The following is a 23521-nucleotide window of genomic DNA, read 5'->3' on the forward strand; positions in this document are numbered from 1 at the left end:
AGAAGGTCATTGTAAACTAATTGATTATTTTTGTCTATATTGATATCAAGTACGATTCTTAAATTTCAGATTAAATGTAAATCGTAGTTGCCTGTATTTCAATAAAGTTATAAATAGTGTTAACCTTGCTTCTCTATTAAGCTTAGAAGAACATCCATAAATTTCCTAGTAATAGAGATATTAAATGCTAACTCAATTTCTCTAATACAGGTAGGACTGGTAACATTGATTTCTGTCAACTTGTCCCCAATAATATCTAGTCCTACAAATATTAAACCTTTTTCTTTTAATACTGGTGAAACACTTTCAGCTATCTTAATATCAGTCTCATTTAGTGTTCTTGCTTCAGCAATACCTCCGATAGCTAAATTAGCTCTTATTTCTCCATAAGCAGGAATACGTGCTAAACAATAAGGGATTACTTCACCATTAATTATTAAAATTCGTTTATCCCCATTAGCAATTTCGGGTATAAAAGCTTGTGCCATTACATAATTGTTTCCATTCTTAGTAAGAATTTCAATAATTACTGGCAAGTTCAACGCATTTTTTGTTATTCGGAATACAGAGGCACCACCCATACTATCAAGAGGTTTTAAAATAATTTCACCGTGTCTTTTTTGAAATGCTTTTATTTTTTCAGATGAACTAGTGACTAGTGTAGCGGGAGTTAGCTCTGGAAACCAAGTGGTGAATATTTTTTCATTACAGTCGCGTAAACTTTGTGGTTTATTAATTACTAATGTACCTTTTCTTTCTGCGTGTTCTAGAATATACGTTGCATAAATGTATTCAGTATTAAATGGAGGATCTTTTCTCATTAAAATGATATTAAGTTCAGATAGTTCAATAGTTTGTTTTGAATGGAATGTATACCAAATTTTAAGATTTTCCTGCAGTGTGAGTATTCTACTATTTGCCATAGCTATACCTTGTTCAAAATATAGATCATTCATTTCCATATAATAGATTTGGCAACCATAGCGTTGTGCTTCTAGCATTATGAAGAAAGTAGAGTTTTTTTTTATATTAATAAATTTAATAGGATCCATTACAATTCCAAGTTTTATCACGACTTTCTCCACATTATTTTAAATAGACTAATCAGGTATTAGTTTTTTTGTTCTTAATGAAAAAATTAGTTAGTACTCTATCCATAAGTATTTATATAAACATATAAATACTTATCTTATAGTTGCAAATTGTTTAAGTAGAGGTGCTTTATCAATTGATTCCCAAGGAAATTCTTCACGACCAAAATGACCATATACAGAAGTTTCCTTATAAATTGGTTGTAAAAGGTGTAACATTTCTTGTAAACTATATGGGCGTAGATCAAAGTGTTGATGTATTGCTTCAATAATAGTTTTTTTAGGTACTTTTTCTGTACCAAATGTCTCTAACATAATAGATGTAGGATTAGCAATACCAATGGCGTAGGATAATTGAATTTCACAGCGTTCAGCAAGATCAGCTGCAACGATGTTTTTAGCAACATAACGTGCTGCATATGCTCCTGAACGATCAACTTTCGATGGATCTTTGCCAGAAAAAGCACCACCACCATGACGAGCTGCACCTCCATAAGTATCAACGATAATTTTTCGACCCGTTAAACCACAATCAGCCATTGGACCACCTATAACAAATCGTCCACTTGGATTGATCAGAAAATTAGTATTTTTATTAATCCATTCAGAGGGAAGAGTAGGCTTAATGATCTCTTCCATTACTGCTTCATGGAGACACGATGATGAAACTGAATCACAGTGTTGAGTAGAAAGAACAACTGTATCAATACCAATAATTTTGTTTTGATAATATTGGAATGTTAATTGAGATTTAGCATCAGGACGTAAAAAATTAAGTTTTCCATTTTTGCGAACTTGAGCTTGTTTTTTTACTAATCTGTGAGAGTACATAATTGGAGCTGGCATGAACATTTCTGTTTCATTGGTTGCATAACCAAACATAATGCCTTGGTCACCAGCACCCTGTTTTTTAGGAACCGCTTTATCAATTCCCTGACTAATATCTAGAGATTGTTTTCCAATAGTATTTAAGATTGCACAAGAGTCAGCATCAAACCCCATATCAGAATGAATATAACCAATTTTTCGAAGAGTTTGACGAGTAATTTCTTCAATATCAACCCAGGCAGAGGTCGTAATTTCACCACCAACCATTACCATTCCTGTTTTGACATAGGTTTCGCAAGCCACTCGAGCTTTGATATCTTGTGTTAAAATAGCGTCAAGAACAGCATCAGAAATTTGGTCTGCAATTTTATCTGGATGACCTTCTGATACAGATTCAGAAGTGAATAGGTGTTTAGTCATAAAAATACCACTTTTAAAAATTAAAATGCTTTCATAAAACTTGATATAAAAATAATGGATAGTTATAACATATATTGTCTACCGATTTCTTTATTTTGTAATATAGGTGTCAGATTTAAAATATTTTCTAGTTAAATCTGTTTTAATTTATTAGTTGATGGTTTATTAATATATACCTTTCTAAGGTCAAGAGAAGATGATAATTTGTTAGTATAATGGAGAAAAGGTGTATGAAAATAACTATTATTGGTGCTGCTGGTGGTATTGGTCAGGCATTAGCATTGTTGCTTAAAAAGCATCTTCCATCAGGTTCAAATTTAGCATTATATGATATTAATCCAGTAATATCTGGTGTAGCAGTAGATTTAAGTCATATTCCAACTTTGATATCCATTAATGGGTATTCTGAAGGAGACATAACAAAAGCACTTAAAGATGCTGATATTATTTTAATTGCAGCAGGTATTTATCGTAATCCAAGTATGGGACGTTCTGCTCTTTTTAATGTAAATGCGAGTGTTGTGAGTTCTCTAGCTGAAGAGATTGCAAAAGTCTGTCCAAAAGCTTTCTTAGGTATTATCACTAATCCTATAAATATGATGGTACCAATTGTTGCAGAAATTTTTAAAAAAGTTGGGGGTTATGATAGGCGTCGTTTATTTGGTATAACAACATTAGATGTAATTCGTTCTGAAACTTTTATTTCTAGCTTAAAAGGTAGAGATCCATGTGATATTGATGTCTCAGTTATCGGAGGACACTCAGATAGTACTATATTGCCTGTGCTTTCTCAAGTAAAGGGTGTTGATTTTACCCAAGAAGAATCCGAAATGTTAACAAGAAAAATTCAACAAGCTGGTACTGAAGTGGTGAAAGCAAAGGCATGTTCTGGTGGCAGTGCTACTCTTTCTATGGCAGAAGCTGCATGTCGTTTTTGTTTAAAACTTATTAAAGCACTCCAAGGAGAAAAAAATATAATTGAATGTGCCTATGTAGAGGGAAAAGGGAAGCATGCACAATTTTTTGCTCAACCAGTAAAATTGGGTAAAGAGGGTATTGAATCATTTTTAGATTATGGGAAATTAAATAATTATGAAAAACATTTATTAAATGGAATGTTAGAAACATTAAATAACGATATTAAAATCGGAATTGATTTTGTTAATTGTTAATTATTTTATTTTTTACGATTAACTGAAATATGAGCAAGCTGTATTAGGGCTTCTTTATGCATGGATTCAGGTAAAATTGATAGTTCAGCTATAGCTTTATTCGCTTCCTTATGTGCTTTTTTCCTTGTATACTCTAAGGAGCGGGTTTTTTTCATAGTCACTAAGATCTCATTTAATTTTTTGATTCCATTAGCTTTTTCGATAGCCTGACGAATGATATAAGCTTGTTCTGGTGTGCTGTTTTTCATAGCGTGTAAAAGGGGTAATGTTGGTTTCCCTTCTGACAGGTCATCTCCTGTATTTTTACCCATATCTATATTGCTAGAAGTATAGTCAATTACATCATCAATTAATTGAAAGGCAGCACCTAAGTATTTTCCATATTTTTTTAATGCTATTTCTATAGAATGGGGAGCGTTATTTAAAATAGCACCAATTTGCGTCGCTGCTTCAAATAAACGTGCGGTTTTAGAATAAATTACTTTCATATAATTTTCCTCAGTTATATTAGGGTTATTGCAGTTCATTAATTGTTGAACTTCGCCTTCGGCAATAATATTTACAACATTGCTCATTAATTTTATGATCTTCCAAGATCCTAATTCAGTCATCATTTGAAATGCACGAGTATAAATAAAATCACCAACAAGAATACTAGCAGCATTGCCAAATCTAAAATTTGCTGTTTCCTTACCACGACGCATATTTGATTTATCAATTACATCATCGTGTAGAAGTGTAGCAGTATGGATAAATTCTATAAATGCAGCTGATATTGTATGACTTTCCCCTTTGTAACCAAGAGCTTTACTAGATAAGATTGTTAACATAGGACGCAAACGTTTACCACCAGTTAATGTGTAGTATCCTAGTTGTTTTATTAAGGTTACATCAGAATTCAATTTTTTTTGAATAATTTGGTTGACTATTGCCATATCATTAGCAGTAAGCATTTGGATATCTTTAAAATCCATTATAAATCCAGATTAAAGTTAGATTTTGATATAGTATTATGTATTATTTTGCTAGTAACTAGTAAATAATACACTAAAGATGTTTTATTCACACCTTACTACAGTTGAGTAATTTCTAATTTTTATAGAATTCATTTTTCAGCAGTTTTTTTTAAAAATATAGCTTGTCACAAGAACCATGTTTCTGTAAAATCGTTCAGGTTCAGTGCGTACCTATTATTCTAGTAGGTGTTTTTTAGGTAGATTTTAAAGCGGGGTAATTTAAATTATGTACGCTGTTTTCCGATCTGGTGGTAAGCAGCACCGTGTAACTAAAGGACAAACTCTTCGCTTAGAGAAATTAGATGCTAAATCTGGTTCTACTTTAGAGTTTAACAGCGTCCTATTAGTGTCTAATAGCAGTGAAGGTATCACTATTGGTACTCCTATTATTCAAGGTGCTAAAGTATTTGCAGAGGTATTACAGCACGGTCGTGATAATAAAATTAAAATTGTTAAGTTCCGTCGTCGTAAGCATTCTCGTAAGCAGCAAGGTCATCGTCAATGGTTTACAGAAGTAAAGATTACTGATATTGATTAATTGATATTTTACTAACTAGGAGAGTTTAGAAGAGATGGCTCATAAGAAGGCTGGAGGTTCTACACGTAATGGTCGAGATTCAGAAAGCAAGCGTCTTGGTGTAAAGCGTTTTGGTGGTGAGTATGTATCAGCAGGTAGTATTATAGTTCGTCAACGTGGTACTAAATTTCATGCTGGTATAAATGTTGGTATTGGTAGGGATCATACTCTTTTTGCTCTTAGCTGTGGTAAGGTTAAATTTGGAATTAAAGGTATTAAAAAACGAAAATTTATTAGCATTGAATCTTTTTAGATTTATTGTTATTTAGATTAACTAAAACCCTGCCTAATTTTAGGTGGGTTTTTTTATGCAGGTTATATAATAATAAAGTTATAGATTTTTAAAAGTATTGAACTTATTAAAAGTTCGAGTATAAAAAATGAAATTTGTTGATGAAGCAATAGTGAAAGTTGAGGCTGGTTCAGGTGGTAGTGGTGCCGTCAGTTTTTTGCGTCAAAAGTTTATTGCTAAGGGAGGACCTGATGGCGGTAACGGTGGCAATGGTGGTGATATTTATATCCTTGCTGATAAAAGCCTCAATACACTAAGCAATTATCGCTTTCAACGTTTTTATTTAGGAGAAAATGGAAAGAATGGTGGTTCCAGAAATTGTACTGGTAAAAGTGGACAAGATAAGATATTACGCGTTCCCATTGGAACACGTATTGTTGATGTTTACAGTAACAAAATTATTGGAGAACTGATTGAACATGGTGAAAAACTTATTGTCGCTAAAGGAGGCTTACACGGTTTAGGTAATTCTTGTTTTAAATCTTCAGTTAATCGTGTACCATATCAAAGAACTTTAGGTACTAAAGGTCAGATAAGAGAGCTTCGTTTAGAACTTCTTCTTTTAGCTGATGTAGGGATGTTAGGATTGCCAAATTCAGGTAAATCAACTTTTGTTCGCTCAGTATCTTCAGCTAAAATAAAGGTTTCAGATTATCCATTTACTACATTAATTCCTAGCTTAGGTGTAGTTAATCTTTCTTCTAAGAATAGATTTGTTATTGCAGATCTGCCTGGTTTGATAAAAGGTGCCTCTGATGGTGCAGGTTTAGGTATTCGTTTTTTGAAGCATCTTGAACGTTGCCGAGTACTGTTACATATGATTGATATAGACTCTATTAATGAATCTCAACCTGAAAGAGACATATTGATGGTCATTAATGAACTTCGAGAGTATAGTAAAAAATTAGTAAATAAACCACGCTGGTTAGTGTTTAATAAGGTCGATTTATTACCAAAAAAAGAAGTTAATAAAAAGGTTCAGGGTATCTTAGAAAGGTTAAATTGGCAGGGGAACTATTTTAAAATTTCTTCACTTAAAAATCAAGGGACTAAAGAACTTTGTAGTAAATTAGCTAATGTATTAGGGGAATTATTTTCTGAAATAAGAACTGTTTCTAAAGAAAATTCAGTTAATTAAATCTTTATTAAGAATTAGGTTAATAAAAAAATATTAATGTTAATTAGCATGATTTCTGCAATAACCAATGATCGAACTATTGGAAATGCTAATAAAATGCTTTGGTATCTTCCTGCTGATTTTTCTTGGTTTAAGCGATGTACTATTGGTAAACCCATTATTATGGGAAGAAAGACTTTTGAATCTATTGGGTATGTATTACCTGAACGAAAAAATATTGTACTTACTCGTGATAAAAAATTAAGGATAGAAGGGGTATTAACTGCTTTTTCACTTGATGAGGCTTTAGAAGTGTTAGGTGAAAATGTCAATGAGGTTATGATTATTGGTGGTGCTTCTATTTATCAATCTTATTTATCTAGAGCTCAACGGTTATATTTAACACATGTAAATTGTAATCTTCATGGAGATGCTTACTTTCCAGATTGGGGAACAGGGTGGAGTATAGTTTATAAAAAAAACCATTTTGCAGATAAAAGAAATTCTTATGATATGACATTTTTAATTTTAGAACGTAATATATAAGCACACTAAATGCTCATTTTTTTCAAAAAAAAGGTACTAAATTTATCCATCTATTTTCAATTTTCAATTAAAAGTATTACACGTGTTTTTTTTTATAGATTTTTGCATAAAGAACGTTTTATCTTCCCAACGAAGCATTGTCAAAGTTCCTCCCCACACACAACCTGTGTCTAAACTGATTACGTTATTATCTTTATAACCTTCTAATGTTGACCAATGGCCAAATAGAATGGTTTTATTTAAATGTTGTCTTGATGGAAGTTTAAACCAGGGGCTAAGTTTTTTGTTTTTTACTTTATTTGGTGAAGCTTTATGATTCATATCAAGTTTTCCATCAGAATAGCAAAATCTCATTCGAGTAAATGCATTAATTATATATCTGTATCGTTCACTTTTTGTTAGAGTATTGCTCCAAGAATTTGGGGTGTTTCTATACATGTTTTTTATAATCCAAGACCAGCTTTTTTTTTTAAGTTCTTTTTCTACTGCTCTGGCAGCTGTTCTTGCTGTAAAAAGATTCCATTCTGGTGAAATCCCAGCATGGCATACAATAAACTCATCATGTTCTATCATTAAAGATTGAGTTCGCAGCCAGTTCACTAATTCTTCTTTATCTTTTGCCGAAAAAATAGCAGCAATATTATCCTGTCTTTTCATTTTTTTTATGCCAAGGTATATAGCTAGTAAATGCAAATCATGATTTCCTAAAGCTACTTTAGCTTTATTCCCTAAATTTTTTATAAATCTAAGGGTTTCTAGAGAATTAGGTCCTCGTGCTACAAGATCTCCTGTAAACCATAATGTATCTTGATTAAAATCTAATGGTATATTTTTGATTAGTAACTTAAGTTCGTTTAGGCAACCTTGAATATCACCTATAATGTAATTAGACATGATATTTTCCAAAAAATATAGTAGAGATATTAAATTAGACAGGTAATAAACATTATAAAATGCTATGTAATAAAATCACTTACCTAGTAAAAATTGGGTAAGGATAAATAAAAATCTAATTGTTTAATTTGCAGTTTAAATTTGCCCAATTAGCCATTGCTATAAATTCTTCTAAGGTTAAATTTTCTGGTCTCATATCTGGATTGATACCTAATGTTTTAAATGCTTTTATATCAAGTAATTCTTTATAGCAATTTCGGATAGTTTTTCGTCTTTGATTAAAACCATTACGGCAAAGTTTATCTAGCCAAATAAGATTATTTTCTGAATTTAGTGATTTTTCATGTAATACTAATTGAATAAATACTGAATCAATTTTTGGTTCAGGGAAAAATGATGTTGATGGGATATTTAATAATGGAAGTATTTGCTGACAGTAATACTTCACCATTACAGTTAATCGGCCATATGCTTTGCTACCTGGTTTCGCAGTTAGTCGATCTCCGACTTCTTTTTGTAATGTGAAATGCATATCCTGAATATTGGTATGAAATTTAAATAAATGGAATAATAAGGGAGTGGATATGTTATATGGTAAATTACCAAAGATACGCAATTTTTTATTTTTTTTTATTAATCTAGCAAAGTTAAAACATGTTGCATCTGTTGGATATATGATTAATTTATTTGATAACGTAGGATGATTACGTAAGCGTTGAACTAGACTATCATCAAGTTCAATTACGGTAAAAGAAGAATTAATTTTTTGGTTAATCGCTTCTGTAATAGCACCTAAGCCAGGACCTATTTCTACTAAATTTTCTTCTGATTTTGGATTTATTAAGGAAACTATATCTTTAATAATATGAGGATCCTTTAAAAAGTGTTGTCCAAAACGTTTTTGAGCTTTATGTCCTAGGTATATTTTTTTTTTCATATCTTAAGATGATTCTCCCCTAAATTTACTGCATATTTAATTGCTGTCCTAAGACTTTTTATATTAATTGCTTTTCTTTTCCCTGCAAATTCAAGTGCAGTACCGTGATCAACTGAAGTTCTTATAAAAGGAAGACCAAGAGTAATATTAACTGAACGAGAAAAACCTTTATATTTTAATACAGGGAGTACTTGGTCATGGTACATACCAAGTATAACATCTGCCTTTTTTAGATATTTATCATTAAAAATTGTATCAGCTGGTAAAGGTCCGATTAAATTAATTGCATATTTTTGACGAATCTTTTCTAATGTTGGGATAATCATCTCAACTTCTTCTCTGCCAAGAAATCCATTTTCTCCTGCATGTGGATTTAGTCCACATACATAAATGGAAGGGCTTTTTATCCTAAATTTTTTAATTAATTCTCTGTTAAGAAGACGAATAGTTTTTTCTAATTTATCTTTCGTCAATGTTTTAGATACTTGAGATAATGGGATATGCGTAGTGGCTAACGCAACTTTAAGACCTTTAGTTGACAACATCATGACAACTAGTGATGTATTAGATTTTTCTGCTAAAAATTCAGTATGTCCACTAAAGGAAAAACCAGAACGATTAATTGCTCCTTTATGTACAGGGCAGGTAACAATAGCGTCAAATTCATTATTCATGCAACCTAAAATAGCTTTTTCTAATATATTTAATACATAACAACTGTTGTTTGGATTAATTTTCCCTGCAATAACAATATCATTTAGGGGGATATGATCCACAATTAAAGAACCAGCTTTTTGCATAATAGGTTTCATATTACTTTCATAATTGATTAGATTCACATCAATACCCAATAATTGAGCACGTTTAGATAATAAAGTCTTATCTGCACAAATAATTAGTTGATGTGACCAATTTTCAGTCGAAAGGAATAACGCAAGATCTGGACCAATACCTGCAGGTTCTCCTGATGTAATAATAATACGTTTAATGCTCATATTTATCCTGAATTATTTCAATGAAAGAATTTGCATAAATCTCTCGTAACCATTCCTGTGTTTCTAAGTTAAAATTATGTTCAAATAAAATTTGATGGGCTTTATTTTTTATTGATAATTCGGTATGATCGGTTTTTCTTCGATCTAATATTTCTAAGATATGCCAACCATGCGTAGTTTTAAATGGTTTACTGATTTGACCGATAGGTAATAATTTAATTTTATCTTGAAATTCAGGCAAGTATGATTCAGTACTTTGGTATCCGAGCTCACCATTGTTTGCAGAAGAATTTAGGTCTTGGCTATGTTCTCGAGCAAGTTGCTCAAAATTTGCTTTTCCTGTTTTAATTTTATAGATAAATCCGTTAAGTTTTCTTTTGATTTCATCATCATCAGAGATTAATGTTGGTTTTATGAGAATATGACGAGCATTTACTTCAGTTACAATAACTTGATTAGGGTCTTTTATATCTTCTATTTTTAATATATGTAAACCAATACTACTTTGGAATGGTCCAATTATAGTTCCTTTATTTATTTTCGCTTGTTTAATTTGATTAGCAAATATAGTTGGCATTTCTTTTATACCTATCCATCCTCTATTATTTTTTATTACTTGAGGTTCTTTTGAACAGCCATAAAATGTAGATTTTGGTTGTGTGCTTTTTTTCATCTGGTTAAGTAACATTTTTGCTTTATTTTGAATTTGTTCTTTATTTAATTGTTTGTTAAAACAAAGTTGAATATGAATAATTTTATATTGAGCTAATTCTTCCCTTTCATTTAAAAGTGAAGCAATTAAGTTTTTGAGTTCAATAGGTAATATCTTGATACGACGAGGAATTAATATATTACGTACTTCTTTTATCATAAGATTCTTTTGAATTTGTTCTTTTAGGTCTTTTTCAGTTAGATTGTTTATGTTAAATCGATTATTTTTGATAATGTTAGTAATCACATCGTTTAAATAGTCATTACTTATGCTTATTCCAATATGTTTAGCTTCTTGTTGTTGAATTGTTTCAATAATTAGTTCTTCTAGTATTTGCTCAATTGAAGTTTTTTTTTGAAAATGAAATTTTGTATCTTTATCTTTTTTGATGCTATTCTTCAGTATTTTAAGTCTTTTATTAACTTCACTTTGGAGTATTATACCTTCATTAACAATGACTTTGATCTTGTCTAGCTCAACAGGTTGTGCAGTTACTAACGTTATTTTAGCAAGAAAAATAAAGCTAAAGAATATGTATTTCCACAATATGATGTACTCCTGTGATAAAATATTTATGGTGTATAAAAATAAATTAAGTTGTAGATTGCTTCAATAAAAATGGATGACTATAACCTAATCTACTGGTAAATTCATTACCAATAATTCTGTTATTTAACTTCAAATTAGAGTTTGTTCCAAACCCCAAAACACCAAATTTAAGATTGAAACGGTCTTCATATTTAGGTTTTTTATTGTTCTTAGTTTTTTGATTTTTTAGTTCTTTGCTATATGTAAGAGCAACATACCAACAATTTGAATGATAGCCTAGACCTGTAAGCCATTCTAATTCTTGCTTGGTTGTAAGATCGAAAAAATATTGTGCATTGGCCTGCCATTTATGATTTATTTGATATGCAGTGAGTAATCCTAGTTGTGATATTTTAGATTGACTTAACTCTTTTAATCTGTCTTTAGAATAGCCATAGGCAAGAATTTTTTCAATATAACTAGGTTTAATATAACGATAGCTAGTTTGTAAGTATCCATTATTAAATTGATATTCTAAAGTAAAATTGCTTAATTGAATTTTTTTACTATTCGTATCGTATTGAAAATTACTATGATAGAATAAATTATCATCGTAGTTAAAATCCATTGTAGCAGATAAACTAGAATAGTGAGAAGAACTTATATTTGACTGAATATTAGTAAAGTTTTTCTTCAGATAAAAAATTTGACCTAACGAAATATTTAGACGTTCTTTATAAGAATTATTAAAAAATCGTGAAGATACAGCATAACTAAATTGGTTACTTCCAACAATTTTATCAATACTGCTAAAGTTTCTATTTCGAAAAAGATGATAGTAGTCGGTTTGTAGAAAGGTCGTGTCATAAGAACTATTAGATTTTTCTTTCTCTGGTATATATAAGTACTGAATTTCTGGTTCTAAGGTTTGTATGTAATTTTTAAAGGTTTTCATATGACGTTCAAGAATAATACTTCCACGAGTTTTAAATGTCGGTATAAGCCGAGTAATTTGTTTCTTTTGTCTCTTTAAGTGAGCAGAGGGAGCTGTTTTCTCTTGATAATATGTTCCGAGTAATCGTGCTTCAGTAATCCAAACACCCCAGCTATTACTAATTGGTACCTTTAACCCTGGTTCAATATGTATGCGTATTGTCGATGGGGCTTTTTTATTATTAGCATTAAATTTTGATATTTGTCCCGTTAGATCAAAATCTAAAAATTTCATTAGCATTGGTGCATAGTAGTTAAAATTAAACTGAGGGATTATGCGATATGGAATATCATTTTCAGTAAATGGTTGCAAGTTATGTATTAGCAATGAAATATCCCACTTATCTGAATAATAACTTATTTTGCTTTCTTGAATTTGATTATTTTCTTGGTTGCCAATATTTGAGTTTACATTAGAGAAATAATTATTGTCGCTTATTTTTAAGTAATTAAATTTTAATTTCCAATCTTGTTGGAAGTTGCCTTCGTGTTTATAAAGTAGCCCCCAACGCTTCTTTTTTTCTGGATGTTTTTTATCTTTTGGTAAAAATTCCAAGTGTATGGTTCCTGAACCAAATGTAGATAAATAACGAAATTTATTATTAAATTGTAAATTACGCTTTGTCATATGTATTAATGTAGTTTCTAAGTCATAGTTTTCTGAAAGGTTCCAGTAAATTGGAGTTTCTATTGTGAATCCATTTTTGGAACCGTAAGAAATATTTGGATATAGAAAACCAGTCTTTCGAGTATTGCTAATAGGTACAGTTAGGATTGGTAAGTAGAATATAGGAAAATTATAAATTTTAAATCGAGGATGGTAAAAAGTAGCTTCTTCTTTATTTTGATCTATCACGATTCGTGATGCATTTAATTTCCAAGTATTATTTTTTTCTGAACAAGAGGTTATATAAGCATTTTCCATGATGTAGGTGCTTTTATCTATCTTTGATATTTTATAAGCTTCTCCTCGTCCTGGTTTACATAGGAAATTGTATTTATTGTTTTCCATTAGCATAAAATCAGTATCAAAATAATTAACTACTTTATCAGAAAAAATATCTAATTTACCATCGTTAATATTAACATTGCCTTGTGCCACAATCCTTTTATTTATTTCATATAATGTTACAGTATCTGATTTAATTTGCTTGTTACCTTGAACAATAACAACATTTCCAGAATACTTTACCTTATTTTGATTGAAAGCTTCTAATGAATTAGCTTCAATTTGAATTGATGATGTATTAGAGTCTATCAATGGCAATTTAGCATTTACACATTGTTTGTTGGAACAGCATTCATCTTGTAAAGATTTGTCTGATTTGGCTAAGATTTGAGTTGATATTAGTGTAAAAAAAACAACATTAATCAAATTTCTTAATAAAGTTAAAAGAAACTTGATATCGGTTTTTTCTATCTTTTTAATCCAGTTTAAAACAAAAATATTTTGGAGAACTAACGTCATAAACAATATGTATGTTCGTAAATTCATCATATTTCATTATTAAACTACAGTGCAAGTTCAAGTTGGCAGATTAAAAAAACAGTTATACAGTTGTTATTTGATTAATAACTATCTTTTGCTCTTTAAGTTTTATTATTGTTTCTTCATAATGTTTAAGTTTTTTTCTTTCTTTTATTATAATTTCCTTTGGTGCCTTTGAAAGAAAATTTGTATTGTCCAATTTTTTTTCAATGTGTTTAATTTTAATTTGGATTTTTTCCATTTTACTATTTAGTTCTATAAGTTCTTTCCTTTTATCAGTAAGATTTTCCATTACAATAAATAATTCAGATTTACCAATAAGCATTGTTGTTACGTATGGAGGGAGCTTATCGTGTTCATTAATAAGTTCGATTTTCTTTAATTTAGAAAATGATAATAATAAATTTTGATTATTTTCTAAATATTTTTTTTCTCCTGGATTAATTTTCATAATAGCATGTAGTTTTTTATTTGGTAAAATTTTATATTTATAACGTAAATTACGGATGCTAATGATAAATTTTTTTATCCATTCAGTATTATTAATTGCCTCTTGATTATATTTTGAATCTTCATATTGAGGGAAATTTTGAAGCATAATAGTATCTCCCTCAATACCATACATAAGTGGTTTGATGTTTTTCCATATGGATTCTGTAATGTAAGGCATAATAGGATGAGTAAGACGGAGTGTTTTTTCTAACACTGTAATTAGGGTATAACGTGCTGCTTCTTTTTCTCTTTCTTGTCCTTTTGTTAAAACAAATTTAATGAATTCCAGATACCAATCGCAAAATTGATTCCAGATAAATTCATATAGACTGTTAGCGGCTAGGTCTATACGATAGTTATCTATGTGCGAAGTGAAATTTTTTGTTGTTATTTCACATTGAGATTGAATCCATTTATCAGTCAATGAATATTCAAATTTTTTATCTTTTTTAAAATTATAATCTTTATGTTTTACATTCATTAATACGAAACGGCCAGCATTCCATAGTTTATTGCAGAAGTTACGATAACCTTTAAGACGATTCATATCCCAGTGAATATCACGGCCAGTATTAGCTATCGCTGCAAGGGTAAAACGTAATGCGTCGGTACCGTAAGGAGTAATACCTTCTCTGAAGGTTTGCCGTGTATTTTTTTCTATTTTTTTTTCTAGTTTAGTTTGCATAAGATTATCACAACGTTTACTTACTAAAGACTCTAAACTGATTCCATCAATTATATCTATTGGATCTAGAACATTACCTTTTGATTTAGACATTTTTTGACCGTTTTCATCACGTATAAGTCCTGTCATATAAACTACTTTAAAAGGTACTTGCGAATTATTATTTTTATCTTTAATAAAATACGAGCTCATCATAATCATTCGTGCAACCCAAAAAAATATGATATCAAAACCTGATACTAGAACGTTTGAAGGATAGAACATCCTGAAGTTTTCAGTATTTTGGGGCCAGTCTTGTGTAGCAAATATCCAAAGAGAAGAAGAAAACCAAGTATCAAGGACATCATTGTCTTGTTGTAATATGATAGAAGAATTAAGATTGTTTTTTTTTCTTGCTTCATTTTCAGTGCGACCAACATACACTTTTCCTTGACTATCATACCATGCAGGGATACGGTGTCCCCACAAAAGTTGACGAGAAATGCACCAATCTTGAAGTTTTTCCATCCAAGAAAAGTACATATTTTCATACTGTTTAGGAAAAAATCGAATCTGACCGTTTTTTACTGCTTTAATAGCAGGTTTAGCAAGAGATTTTGTTCGAACATACCATTGATTAGTAAGTCTTGGTTCGATAACTACAGCACTGCGGTCACCATATGGAATTGTTATGTCATGTTGTTCGATTTTATCAACTAAACCTAAATGTTTAAGTTCTGAAACAATGGCTTTTCGTGCAGAAAAACGTTCCATTCCATGATACTGTTTTGGAAGTTCAGTATTATATACACTACTTTTTTTTCCATCAGTTGTAAAAATTTCAGATGAAGTTCTAATACAGGCATTTAAAGTTAAGATATTAATGATTGGTAAATTATGACGTTGTCCAACTTCATAATCATCAAAGTCATGTGCTGGTGTAATTTTTACGCAACCTGTACCTTTTTTCATGTTAGCATGATCATCAGCAATAATAGGAATTAATCGATTAGTGATTGGAAGCAAGATTTTTTTACCAATTAGATCTTTATAACGAAAATCCTTTGGATTAACTGCCACAGCAGTATCACCTAATATAGTTTCTGGTCTTGTTGTCGCCACAATGACATAATTTTGACTATGTTTTGTCATTGTTCTATTTATTAACGGATAACGGAAATAGTACATATAACCTTTTTGAATTTTATGTTCTATCTCAAGGTCAGAGATTGCTGTACATAGTTTTGGATCCCAATTAACCAGACGTTTACCTCGGTAGATAAGATCATCTTCATAAAGACGTACGAAGGCTTCTTTTGTAGCTTCAGAGAAGCCTTTATCCATAGTAAAACGTTCTCGATCCCAATCTACAGAAGCTCCAAGTCGACGTAGTTGCTCAGTGATTGTGGAGCTAGATTCTTTCTTCCATTCCCATATTTTTTTTATGAAATCTTCACGATCAAAGTCATATTTATTTTTGTTTTCTTCTCTGGCAATTTTACGTTCAACAATCATTTGAGTAGCAATACCAGCATGGTCAGTACCAACCTGCCAGAGGGTATTTTTCCCTTTCATACGTTGATATCGAATTAAAGTATCCATGATGGTAGTTTGAAATGCATGACCTATGTGTAAAGTTCCAGTAATATTCGGTGGCGGTATGACAATACTGAAAGAATCTTTTGAAGTGTCACCATGTGGCTTAAAGTAGCCTTTTTTTTCCCAATTGGTATATAAAGTTTCTTCAATTAACTCTGGTTTATATATTTTTTCCATAGAATTCAATATTATTTTAATCCAATAGAATAGTTTTATTTTAAAAGTTCTAGAAAGGAGATATTAATAATATATACTATATAAGTATTAATATAACTTACTTTTTTGAAAGCTAGCTTAGAAATAAAACTTCCTAAATTTAAAAGTATGTAAGTAAGTACAAGATACTGGTAAAAAAAATTATAAATTAGAGAATAAACATTGCTGAAGTAGTAGTCGATTCCCTAAGTTTTTAAACTAGCTAGATATAATCTATTTTTTGTTCACTGCTTTAGAACGATTTAGTAAGAATTGAACAAGCATAGATACTGGTCGACCGGTTGAACCTTTTGATTTCCAAGCTGTACCTGCTATATCAATATGTGCCCAATGATACTTTTTAGTGAATCTAGATAAAAAACAAGCAGCAGTAATAGCCCCAGCAGAACGATCACCAATATTAGCAATATCTGCAAATTTGCTTTTAATCTGTTCCTGATAATCATTTAAGATTGGGAGTTGCCATACTTGATCATTTGCTTGTTCAGAAGCACTTATCAATTCACAAGCTAAAGGATGATGGTTAGACATTAGAGCGCTAACATGATGACCGAGTGCAATCACACATGCACCCGTTAAGGTCGCTATATCAATTATGCAGTCAGGATCAAAACGTTGAACATAAGTGAGTACATCACAAAGTACTAGTCGGCCCTCAGCATCAGTATTTAGTACTTCCACTGTTTGACCTGACATTGTAGTAAGTATATCGCCAGGTCGGTAAGCGTCGCTACTAGGCATATTTTCGCAACCAGCGAGAATAGCCACTACATTGATTGGTAAATCCAATCTCGCTAATGCTTTCATTGTACCAAACACAGAGGCAGCACCACACATATCATACTTCATTTCATCCATCTTCTCACTTGGTTTGAGAGAAATACCTCCAGAGTCGAAAGTAAGTCCTTTCCCTACTAACACGATTGGTTTTGCCTTAGCATTAGGATTCCCTTTATATTCTATAATAGACATGCTAGATTCATTCTTAGAACCATAACCGACAGCAAGATAAGCTGCCATCCCTAGTTCTTTCATTTCGTTTTCAGAAATAATAGTTGTAATAATATTATCATACTTGCTAGCCATCTTGAGAGCTTGAGAAGATAAATACGTTGGATTTGCAATATTTGGTGGCATGTTACCAAGATCTTTTGATGCTTTTATTCCAGAAGCAATAGCAAGAGCATGAGTCATTGCTTTTTCAGCTTCTACTAATTCATTAGAATTCAATACGTTAAATTCTAATCTACCTAATCGATGTGAAAATTTTGGTATAGTAGTCTTAAATTTTTCAAATGAATAAAGATTATCTTGAATAGTTTCAATTGCTTGACGGATTTTCCAGTAAGTATTTTGCTTTTTAACAGAAAGATCAGTTAAAAAACATATAGCTTCTTTTGAACCTATCTTATTTAATTTTTGGATCATCTTTTGGATGATTTTTTTATACTGGTATTGGTCAAGATCAGACTTTTTTCCACAACCAACAAGTAAAACTCGTTTTGAAAGTAGAGATGGTACATTATATAAAAGTAACGTTTCTCCTAGTTTACCTTTTAAATCTTCATGATTAAGTAAGGAACTAATATAATTTCCGCTTATTCTATCTACTTGTTGAGCTGCTAAAGAAAGATGACATTGTTCAAAAACACCAACAATGATACATGCGCTGCATTGATTTTCTGGACTTTCACTTTTAACGCTAAACTTCATTACTTACTCCGACATCTTAAAGACAAATAGAACTAAATGTTAGATAATACTTTTATTCTAAATACTATAAACCAGCACAGTACTTAAGCAAGAATCTAAGCTAGCAAATACTAACAAAACTGAAGATTTAGAAATATAGTGATTTAATGTTTAAAAAACAAGTTTTATGTAGGTACTTTCATTGTGATTATTATTAGATATTTGACCTATGAAACATTTAAAAGCCAACTTTCAATATTTTTTATCTTTTTTTTAGTTTTTCTATGTCAAAAATTTATACAGGTTTTAGCAGAAGTATCAGATGGAGTAATTCCTGCTAAAATGATTCTATCAATTGTTACTCTTAACATGCCAGCAGTTGGATTATTCATGTTACCATTTAGCTTGTATCTCGGTATTTTATTAACTTTTGGTCGTTTATATACTTCAAGCGAAATTATTGTTATGAATTCAATGGGTATTGGTAATCATTTTTTAATGCGTTCTGCATTATATTTATCAATTATTACTGGTTGTATAGCTGCATTTAATTCATTTTGGTTAGCACCATGGAGTGCAAATAGAGAAGCAGAATTAATGGAGCAATACATATCAGGGAATAGTGTAGATCTTTTAAGAAAAGGAAGTTTTCATCGTATTTCTGATGGGTTTTCAGTAGTTTTTATTGATGATATTCAAGATAAAAAATTAAAAAATGTTTTTGTTGCTCAGATTCGTCCAAAAAATTCAATTTTGCCAAGTATAATATTCTCTAATTTTGGTGATATCAAAATTACTGATGATGGTCGTTATATGATTACTATGTATGAAGGAACACGCTATGAAGGGATACCAAATCATCTTGATTATCATATTACTGAATTTGATGAATACGAGGGGATAATAGGACGACGTGTTATACAAACTGAAGGAAAAGAATGGAAAGCAATTCCAACGTTAGACCTTATATCTAACTCTACAGCAGAGGCTCAAGCTGAGTTGCAATGGCGTTTATCAGTAGTAGTGTCTGTTCCTTTATTAACAATATTAGCTATTCCTTTATCTTCAGTAAATCCTCGTCAGGGGCGTTTTGTAAAAATAGGACCAGCAATATTAATTTATTTAACTTATTTTTTATCAGTCAGTGCTATTAAATCAGCGATTGAAGAGGGATCTATTCCTATCTTTGTTGGTATGTGGCCAATTAATTTTGGGCTTTTAGTTTCTGCTGTAGTACTAAATTGTATGGATACTGTATTAGTAAGAAAACTTAAAGATAAAATAAAGATAGATAGGGTAATTTAAATACATGTTTAAAATCATAGATGTATATATTGGCAAAACAATTAGTACAAGCATTTTGCTTGTACTAATCACTTTTATTGGTTTATCTAGTATTATTAAATATGTAGAACAATTAAAAAAAGTAGGTGAAGGAAACTATGATTTATTGCAAGCTTTATTATTTGTAATACTAAGTATTCCTCGTGATCTAGAAATGTTTTTTCCTATGGCAGTGATGCTTGGGTCATTAATTGGTCTTGGAGTCCTTGCAGAAAATTCTGAATTAGTTGTTATGCAAGCTGCAGGGTTTTCTAAGCTAAATATTGGTGTATCAGTTCTTAAAACCGCTGTACCATTAATGTTTATTATGACTATTTTTAGTCAATGGGGAGTCCCACAAGCACAAAAAATGGCTCGTGATTTAAGAGCGATTGCAATTTCTGGTGGTAATTTAATTTTATTGCGTACTGCTGTTTGGGCCAGAGATAGTAACGACTTTATTTTTATGGGTAAAGTAGAATTTAATAAAATCCATAATTTAAAAATATGGAAATTTGATGATAAAAAACATCTCACATTAGTTATATCTTCAAAGGAAGCTAACTTCATTAGCAATGATGATACATGGGAAATGAAGGATGCTCAAATTACTGATATGCGTAATGGAAGCAATATTTCAAAAAAATATTACCAATTTATCATTGGAATACCCCTCTTTCTCCTGATAAGTTAGCAGTGGTAACCATGAAACCTGAAGAATTATCTTTTAGTGGCTTATATCATTACATAACTTATCTAGAAAATTCAGAACAAGATTCTTCGCATTATAGATTAGCACTTTGGAGAAAAGGAAGTCAGCCTTTTACTATTGCAGTTATGATGTTAATGGCTTTTTCATTTATTTTTGGTCCATTGCGTAGCGTTACCATGGGAACAAAGATGCTATTTGGAATAATTGCAGGATTTATTTTTTATATTTCGGGTGAATTTCTTTCTCCTTTCAGTTTAGTTTATTCTATTCCACCAGTTTTTGCTGCAATTGCACCTAACGTTATGTTTTTACTTGTAGCTATAATTTTATTAAAGAAAAATATATAAAAAAAGAAAGAAGGAATATTGATTATATAGCTAAATTTAAATAGTAAAATTACCAAAGCATATTAATCCTTTAATACCACAATTTGGGTTTTTGAGAGAACATCATGAAAACTTTGTTGTTGCATGTTAAAAAGCATAGAAAAATTTGCAATACCAAACACAGATGTAGCTAATCGAATAAAAGCTTGTGAAATTGTAATTACACTTCTCCCATCTTGGTTACGCAATTGTATTCTCCAAGTTTTCATGCCTAAAGTTTGACCTGTTTTTACCCAAAAAAAATGGAAAAAGCAGATCCATATTATGCTTAAATAAATTGCAAACAATTGACTTAATATAGGATGTTTATCTAACAACCCTGCAGGATCACCATATTCACCATAGTGTACTATCTCTAAAGAATGCAATGCAAAAATAATTGCAATAACGATACCAGCTGCAATAATTTCAATCGCAAGAATAATGAGAGAATCATACAAAAGTGCTCCCAAACGACGTATCAATCCAGCAGGAGGAAGTGAATTTATTTTATTCATATTTAAAAGATCATTTAACAGGTATAGTAAAGATACTATAATTCAATAAAATTTAGTGTAAAAGAAAGCAAAATTTTAAAGAGAATCATTTTGCTTTACTATTGTAATATTTTAGTGATTACATATAATTCCTCAAGTTGGTATGTAAAAGCATTAGCACTTGAGGCTATATTATTTTATTCATCATTAATTTCTATATATTTTATACTAGTATAGTAAAAAAATAGGGGATGACTGTAAGTTTAGCTGTGTGATGGAATTGGTAGACATGAGTGATTCAAAATCACTTGCCGTTAAGGCGTAGCGGTTCGAATCCGCTCACAGCTACCAAGTTTTCTATTTTGGAGAGGGATAAAGCCTCATACAAAGGCAGTAATTCAGAAGCTAAAAAACATATAATAGCTATTTTAAATAAAGTAATTTATTTACATATATAAATTTTATAAAAAGTATTTGACACAGAGTTGGATCTAGCTAGAATGTTTGATTCTTTCTAGTAAAAGAAGAAAGCAAGCTCTTTAATAACATTAAATCTATTAATCTGTGTGAGCACTTATTTGATAACAGTCTTAAAGGCTTGTTTAGTGAACAACAAAGGGAACGATCGATATTTATTTAATTGATAGGAACTAATGTTGGTTTACATTTTTTTGATGTATTGAGTATTCATTAAGCAATTACCTTGATAACAAAAGCTTTAATTGAAGAGTTTGATCATGGCTCAGATTGAACGCTGGCGGCAGGCCTAACACATGCAAGTCGAGCGGAAACAACAGCTATCCTTTTTTTAAAAGGATAATTGGTTGTCGAGCGGCGGACGGGTGAGTAATGCCTAGGAAGTTGCCCAGTAGAGGGGGATAACCATTGGAAACGATGGCTAATACCGCATAAACTCTTTGGAGAAAAGCAGGGGACCTTTTATAGGCCTTGCGCTATTGGATACGCCTAGGTGGGATTAGCTAGTTGGTAAGGTAATGGCTTACCAAGGCGACGATCCCTAGCTGGTCTGAGAGGATGAACAGCCACACTGGAACTGAGACACGGTCCAGACTCCTACGGGAGGCAGCAGTGGGGAATATTGCACAATGGGCGCAAGCCTGATGCAGCCATGCCGCGTGTGTGAAGAAGGCCTTAGGGTTGTAAAGCACTTTCAGCAGTGAGGAAGAATATGCATCTAATACATGTATATTTTGACGTTAACTGCACAAGAAGCACCGGCTAACTCCGTGCCAGCAGCCGCGGTAATACGGAGGGTGCGAGCGTTAATCGGAATTACTGGGCGTAAAGCGCATGTAGGTGGTTTGATAAGTTAGATGTGAAAGCCCGGGGCTTAACCTCGGAACTGCATTTAAAACTGTCAGACTAGAGTACTATAGAGGGGGGTGGAATTTCAGGTGTAGCGGTGAAATGCGTAGAGATCTGAAGGAATACCAGTGGCGAAGGCGACCCCCTGGATAGATACTGACACTCAGATGCGAAAGCGTGGGGAGCAAACAGGATTAGATACCCTGGTAGTCCATGCCGTAAACGATGTCTACTTGGAGGTTGTGGCCTTGAGCTGTAGCTTTCGTAGTTAACGCGTTAAGTAGACCGCCTGGGGAGTACGGTCGCAAGATTAAAACTCAAATGAATTGACGGGGGCCCGCACAAGCGGTGGAGCATGTGGTTTAATTCGATGCAACGCGAAGAACCTTACCTACTTTTGACATCCAAAGAAGCCAGTAGAGATACAGGTGTGCCTTCGGGAACTTTGAGACAGGTGCTGCATGGCTGTCGTCAGCTCGTGTTGTGAAATGTTGGGTTAAGTCCCGCAACGAGCGCAACCCTTGTCCTTGTTTGCCAGCGAGTAATGTCGGGAACTTCAAGGAGACTGCCGGTGAGAAACCGGAGGAAGGTGGGGACGACGTCAAGTCATCATGGCCCTTACGAGTAGGGCTACACACGTGCTACAATGGTGTATACAAAGGGTTGCCAACCAGTAATGGTAAGCTAATCCCCTAAAGTACATCGTAGTCCGGATTGGAGTCTGCAACTCGACTCCATGAAGTCGGAATCGCTAGTAATCGTAGATCAGCACGCTACGGTGAATACGTTCCCGGGCCTTGTACACACCGCCCGTCACACCATGGGAGTGGGTTGCAAAAGAAGTGGGTAGTTTAACTTTCGAGAGGACGCTCACCACTTTGTGGTTCATGACTGGGGTGAAGTCGTAACAAGGTAGCCCTAGGGGAACCTGGGGCTGGATCACCTCCTTAAAATATCAGGATTGTTTGAATGAGTGCTCACACAAATTAATTAGATTAATTTAAAGTTAAAGAGTTTAGTTAGATATT

At 31.9% G+C, this 23521-nt stretch carries 16 protein-coding genes, 1 tRNA gene, 1 rRNA gene and 2 pseudogenes; 9 read left to right on the forward strand and 11 right to left on the reverse strand.

Annotated features, from left to right (window positions below; all coding sequences use genetic code 11):
- Positions 1-119: 119 nt before the first annotated feature.
- Together gshB and metK are read right to left on the reverse strand one after the other, a co-directional pair.
- Positions 120-1073, reverse strand: coding sequence for a glutathione synthase (gshB, locus tag O1U_RS02820; protein ID WP_016503894.1), 954 nt, complete (start codon positions 1071-1073; stop codon positions 120-122).
- A 111-nt stretch (positions 1074-1184) separates the two neighbouring features.
- On the reverse strand, positions 1185-2339 hold the full coding sequence (gene metK, locus O1U_RS02825) for a methionine adenosyltransferase (protein WP_016503895.1): 1155 nt from the start codon (positions 2337-2339) through the stop codon (positions 1185-1187).
- 230 nt (positions 2340-2569) lie between these two features.
- Between metK and mdh the strand changes: the two genes are divergently transcribed.
- Positions 2570-3511, forward strand: coding sequence for a malate dehydrogenase (mdh, locus tag O1U_RS02830; RefSeq protein WP_016503896.1), 942 nt, complete (start codon positions 2570-2572; stop codon positions 3509-3511).
- Positions 3512-3516: 5 nt separating this feature from the next.
- Here the strand turns inward: mdh and ispB are convergent, their stop codons facing one another.
- Positions 3517-4485 (reverse strand): octaprenyl diphosphate synthase, encoded by a 969-nt coding sequence (gene ispB / locus O1U_RS02835; protein WP_016503897.1) that lies wholly within the window; start codon positions 4483-4485, stop codon positions 3517-3519.
- A 268-nt stretch (positions 4486-4753) separates the two neighbouring features.
- On the opposite strand from ispB, the gene rplU reads away from it, so the two are divergent.
- The 4 genes and pseudogenes from rplU to folA all read left to right on the forward strand — a co-directional run bounded on the left by rplU (position 4754) and on the right by folA (position 7059).
- Positions 4754-5065, forward strand: a complete 312-nt coding sequence (gene rplU / locus O1U_RS02840; RefSeq protein WP_016503898.1) for a 50S ribosomal protein L21 — start codon at positions 4754-4756, stop codon at positions 5063-5065.
- A 34-nt stretch (positions 5066-5099) separates the two neighbouring features.
- A complete protein-coding gene (gene rpmA, locus O1U_RS02845; RefSeq protein ID WP_016503899.1) occupies positions 5100-5357 on the forward strand; it encodes a 50S ribosomal protein L27 in 258 nt (85 codons plus the stop codon).
- Positions 5358-5484: 127 nt separating this feature from the next.
- Positions 5485-6531, forward strand: a pseudogene (gene cgtA / locus O1U_RS02850) (Obg family GTPase CgtA); the annotation flags it as partial.
- 39 nt (positions 6532-6570) lie between these two features.
- A complete protein-coding gene (folA, locus tag O1U_RS02855) occupies positions 6571-7059 on the forward strand; it encodes a type 3 dihydrofolate reductase (RefSeq protein WP_016503901.1) in 489 nt (162 codons plus the stop codon).
- A 63-nt stretch (positions 7060-7122) separates the two neighbouring features.
- Here the strand turns inward: folA and O1U_RS02860 are convergent, their stop codons facing one another.
- The 7 genes from O1U_RS02860 to pepA all read right to left on the reverse strand — a co-directional run bounded on the left by O1U_RS02860 (position 7123) and on the right by pepA (position 18291).
- Complete coding sequence (locus O1U_RS02860) at positions 7123-7953, reverse strand: symmetrical bis(5'-nucleosyl)-tetraphosphatase (RefSeq protein ID WP_016503902.1); 831 nt, start codon at positions 7951-7953, stop codon at positions 7123-7125.
- 115 nt (positions 7954-8068) lie between these two features.
- On the reverse strand, positions 8069-8890 hold the full coding sequence (rsmA, locus tag O1U_RS02865; RefSeq protein WP_016503903.1) for a 16S rRNA (adenine(1518)-N(6)/adenine(1519)-N(6))-dimethyltransferase RsmA: 822 nt from the start codon (positions 8888-8890) through the stop codon (positions 8069-8071).
- On the reverse strand, positions 8887-9885 hold the full coding sequence (gene pdxA / locus O1U_RS02870; RefSeq protein WP_016503904.1) for a 4-hydroxythreonine-4-phosphate dehydrogenase PdxA: 999 nt from the start codon (positions 9883-9885) through the stop codon (positions 8887-8889). The genes rsmA and pdxA overlap by 4 nt, the downstream gene beginning before the upstream one ends.
- Positions 9875-11143 carry a peptidylprolyl isomerase gene (locus O1U_RS02875; RefSeq protein WP_016503905.1) on the reverse strand — a complete coding sequence of 423 codons (1269 nt, stop codon included), beginning with the start codon at positions 11141-11143 and terminating at the stop codon, positions 9875-9877. The genes pdxA and O1U_RS02875 overlap by 11 nt, the downstream gene beginning before the upstream one ends.
- A gap of 46 nt (positions 11144-11189) precedes the next feature.
- Positions 11190-13613, reverse strand: coding sequence for an LPS assembly protein LptD (gene lptD, locus O1U_RS02880; RefSeq protein WP_241761346.1), 2424 nt, complete (start codon positions 13611-13613; stop codon positions 11190-11192).
- A 55-nt stretch (positions 13614-13668) separates the two neighbouring features.
- Entirely contained in the window at positions 13669-16539 is a 2871-nt protein-coding gene (locus O1U_RS02885) for a valine--tRNA ligase (protein WP_040356546.1), read from the reverse strand.
- Between the two features lie 252 nt (positions 16540-16791).
- Positions 16792-18291 carry a leucyl aminopeptidase gene (gene pepA / locus O1U_RS02890; protein WP_016503908.1) on the reverse strand — a complete coding sequence of 500 codons (1500 nt, stop codon included), beginning with the start codon at positions 18289-18291 and terminating at the stop codon, positions 16792-16794.
- A 183-nt stretch (positions 18292-18474) separates the two neighbouring features.
- On the opposite strand from pepA, the gene lptF reads away from it, so the two are divergent.
- Together lptF and lptG are read left to right on the forward strand one after the other, a co-directional pair.
- Positions 18475-19575, forward strand: coding sequence for an LPS export ABC transporter permease LptF (gene lptF / locus O1U_RS02895; RefSeq protein WP_016503909.1), 1101 nt, complete (start codon positions 18475-18477; stop codon positions 19573-19575).
- A gap of 4 nt (positions 19576-19579) precedes the next feature.
- A pseudogene (lptG, locus tag O1U_RS02900) lies at positions 19580-20652 on the forward strand (LPS export ABC transporter permease LptG).
- 62 nt (positions 20653-20714) lie between these two features.
- Here lptG and O1U_RS02905 read toward each other — a convergent pair.
- Positions 20715-21188 carry an RDD family protein gene (locus O1U_RS02905; protein ID WP_016503910.1) on the reverse strand — a complete coding sequence of 158 codons (474 nt, stop codon included), beginning with the start codon at positions 21186-21188 and terminating at the stop codon, positions 20715-20717.
- Positions 21189-21432: 244 nt separating this feature from the next.
- Between O1U_RS02905 and O1U_RS02910 the strand changes: the two genes are divergently transcribed.
- Positions 21433-21518: transfer RNA gene (locus O1U_RS02910), tRNA-Leu, on the forward strand.
- A gap of 368 nt (positions 21519-21886) precedes the next feature.
- Positions 21887-23443 (forward strand): 16S ribosomal RNA (locus O1U_RS02915).
- The last annotated feature ends 78 nt before the right edge of the window (positions 23444-23521 follow it).

Source organism: Candidatus Photodesmus katoptron Akat1 (assembly GCF_000478685.1).
Taxonomy (GTDB): Bacteria; Pseudomonadota; Gammaproteobacteria; order Enterobacterales; family Vibrionaceae; genus Vibrio; species Vibrio anomalopis.

Coding starts and splice junctions, on each gene's coding strand:
- metK (WP_016503895.1), bottom strand. CDS start 2,339: ATGACTAAACACCTATTCACTTCTGAATCTGTATCAGAAGGTCATCCA.
- mdh (WP_016503896.1), top strand. CDS start 2,570: ATGAAAATAACTATTATTGGTGCTGCTGGTGGTATTGGTCAGGCATTA.
- ispB (WP_016503897.1), bottom strand. CDS start 4,485: ATGGATTTTAAAGATATCCAAATGCTTACTGCTAATGATATGGCAATA.
- rplU (WP_016503898.1), top strand. CDS start 4,754: ATGTACGCTGTTTTCCGATCTGGTGGTAAGCAGCACCGTGTAACTAAA.
- rpmA (WP_016503899.1), top strand. CDS start 5,100: ATGGCTCATAAGAAGGCTGGAGGTTCTACACGTAATGGTCGAGATTCA.
- folA (WP_016503901.1), top strand. CDS start 6,571: ATGTTAATTAGCATGATTTCTGCAATAACCAATGATCGAACTATTGGA.
- O1U_RS02860 (WP_016503902.1), bottom strand. CDS start 7,953: ATGTCTAATTACATTATAGGTGATATTCAAGGTTGCCTAAACGAACTT.
- rsmA (WP_016503903.1), bottom strand. CDS start 8,890: ATGAAAAAAAAAATATACCTAGGACATAAAGCTCAAAAACGTTTTGGA.
- pdxA (WP_016503904.1), bottom strand. CDS start 9,885: ATGAGCATTAAACGTATTATTATTACATCAGGAGAACCTGCAGGTATT.
- lptD (WP_241761346.1), bottom strand. CDS start 13,613: ATGAATTTACGAACATACATATTGTTTATGACGTTAGTTCTCCAAAAT.
- O1U_RS02885 (WP_040356546.1), bottom strand. CDS start 16,539: ATGGAAAAAATATATAAACCAGAGTTAATTGAAGAAACTTTATATACC.
- pepA (WP_016503908.1), bottom strand. CDS start 18,291: ATGAAGTTTAGCGTTAAAAGTGAAAGTCCAGAAAATCAATGCAGCGCA.
- O1U_RS02905 (WP_016503910.1), bottom strand. CDS start 21,188: ATGAATAAAATAAATTCACTTCCTCCTGCTGGATTGATACGTCGTTTG.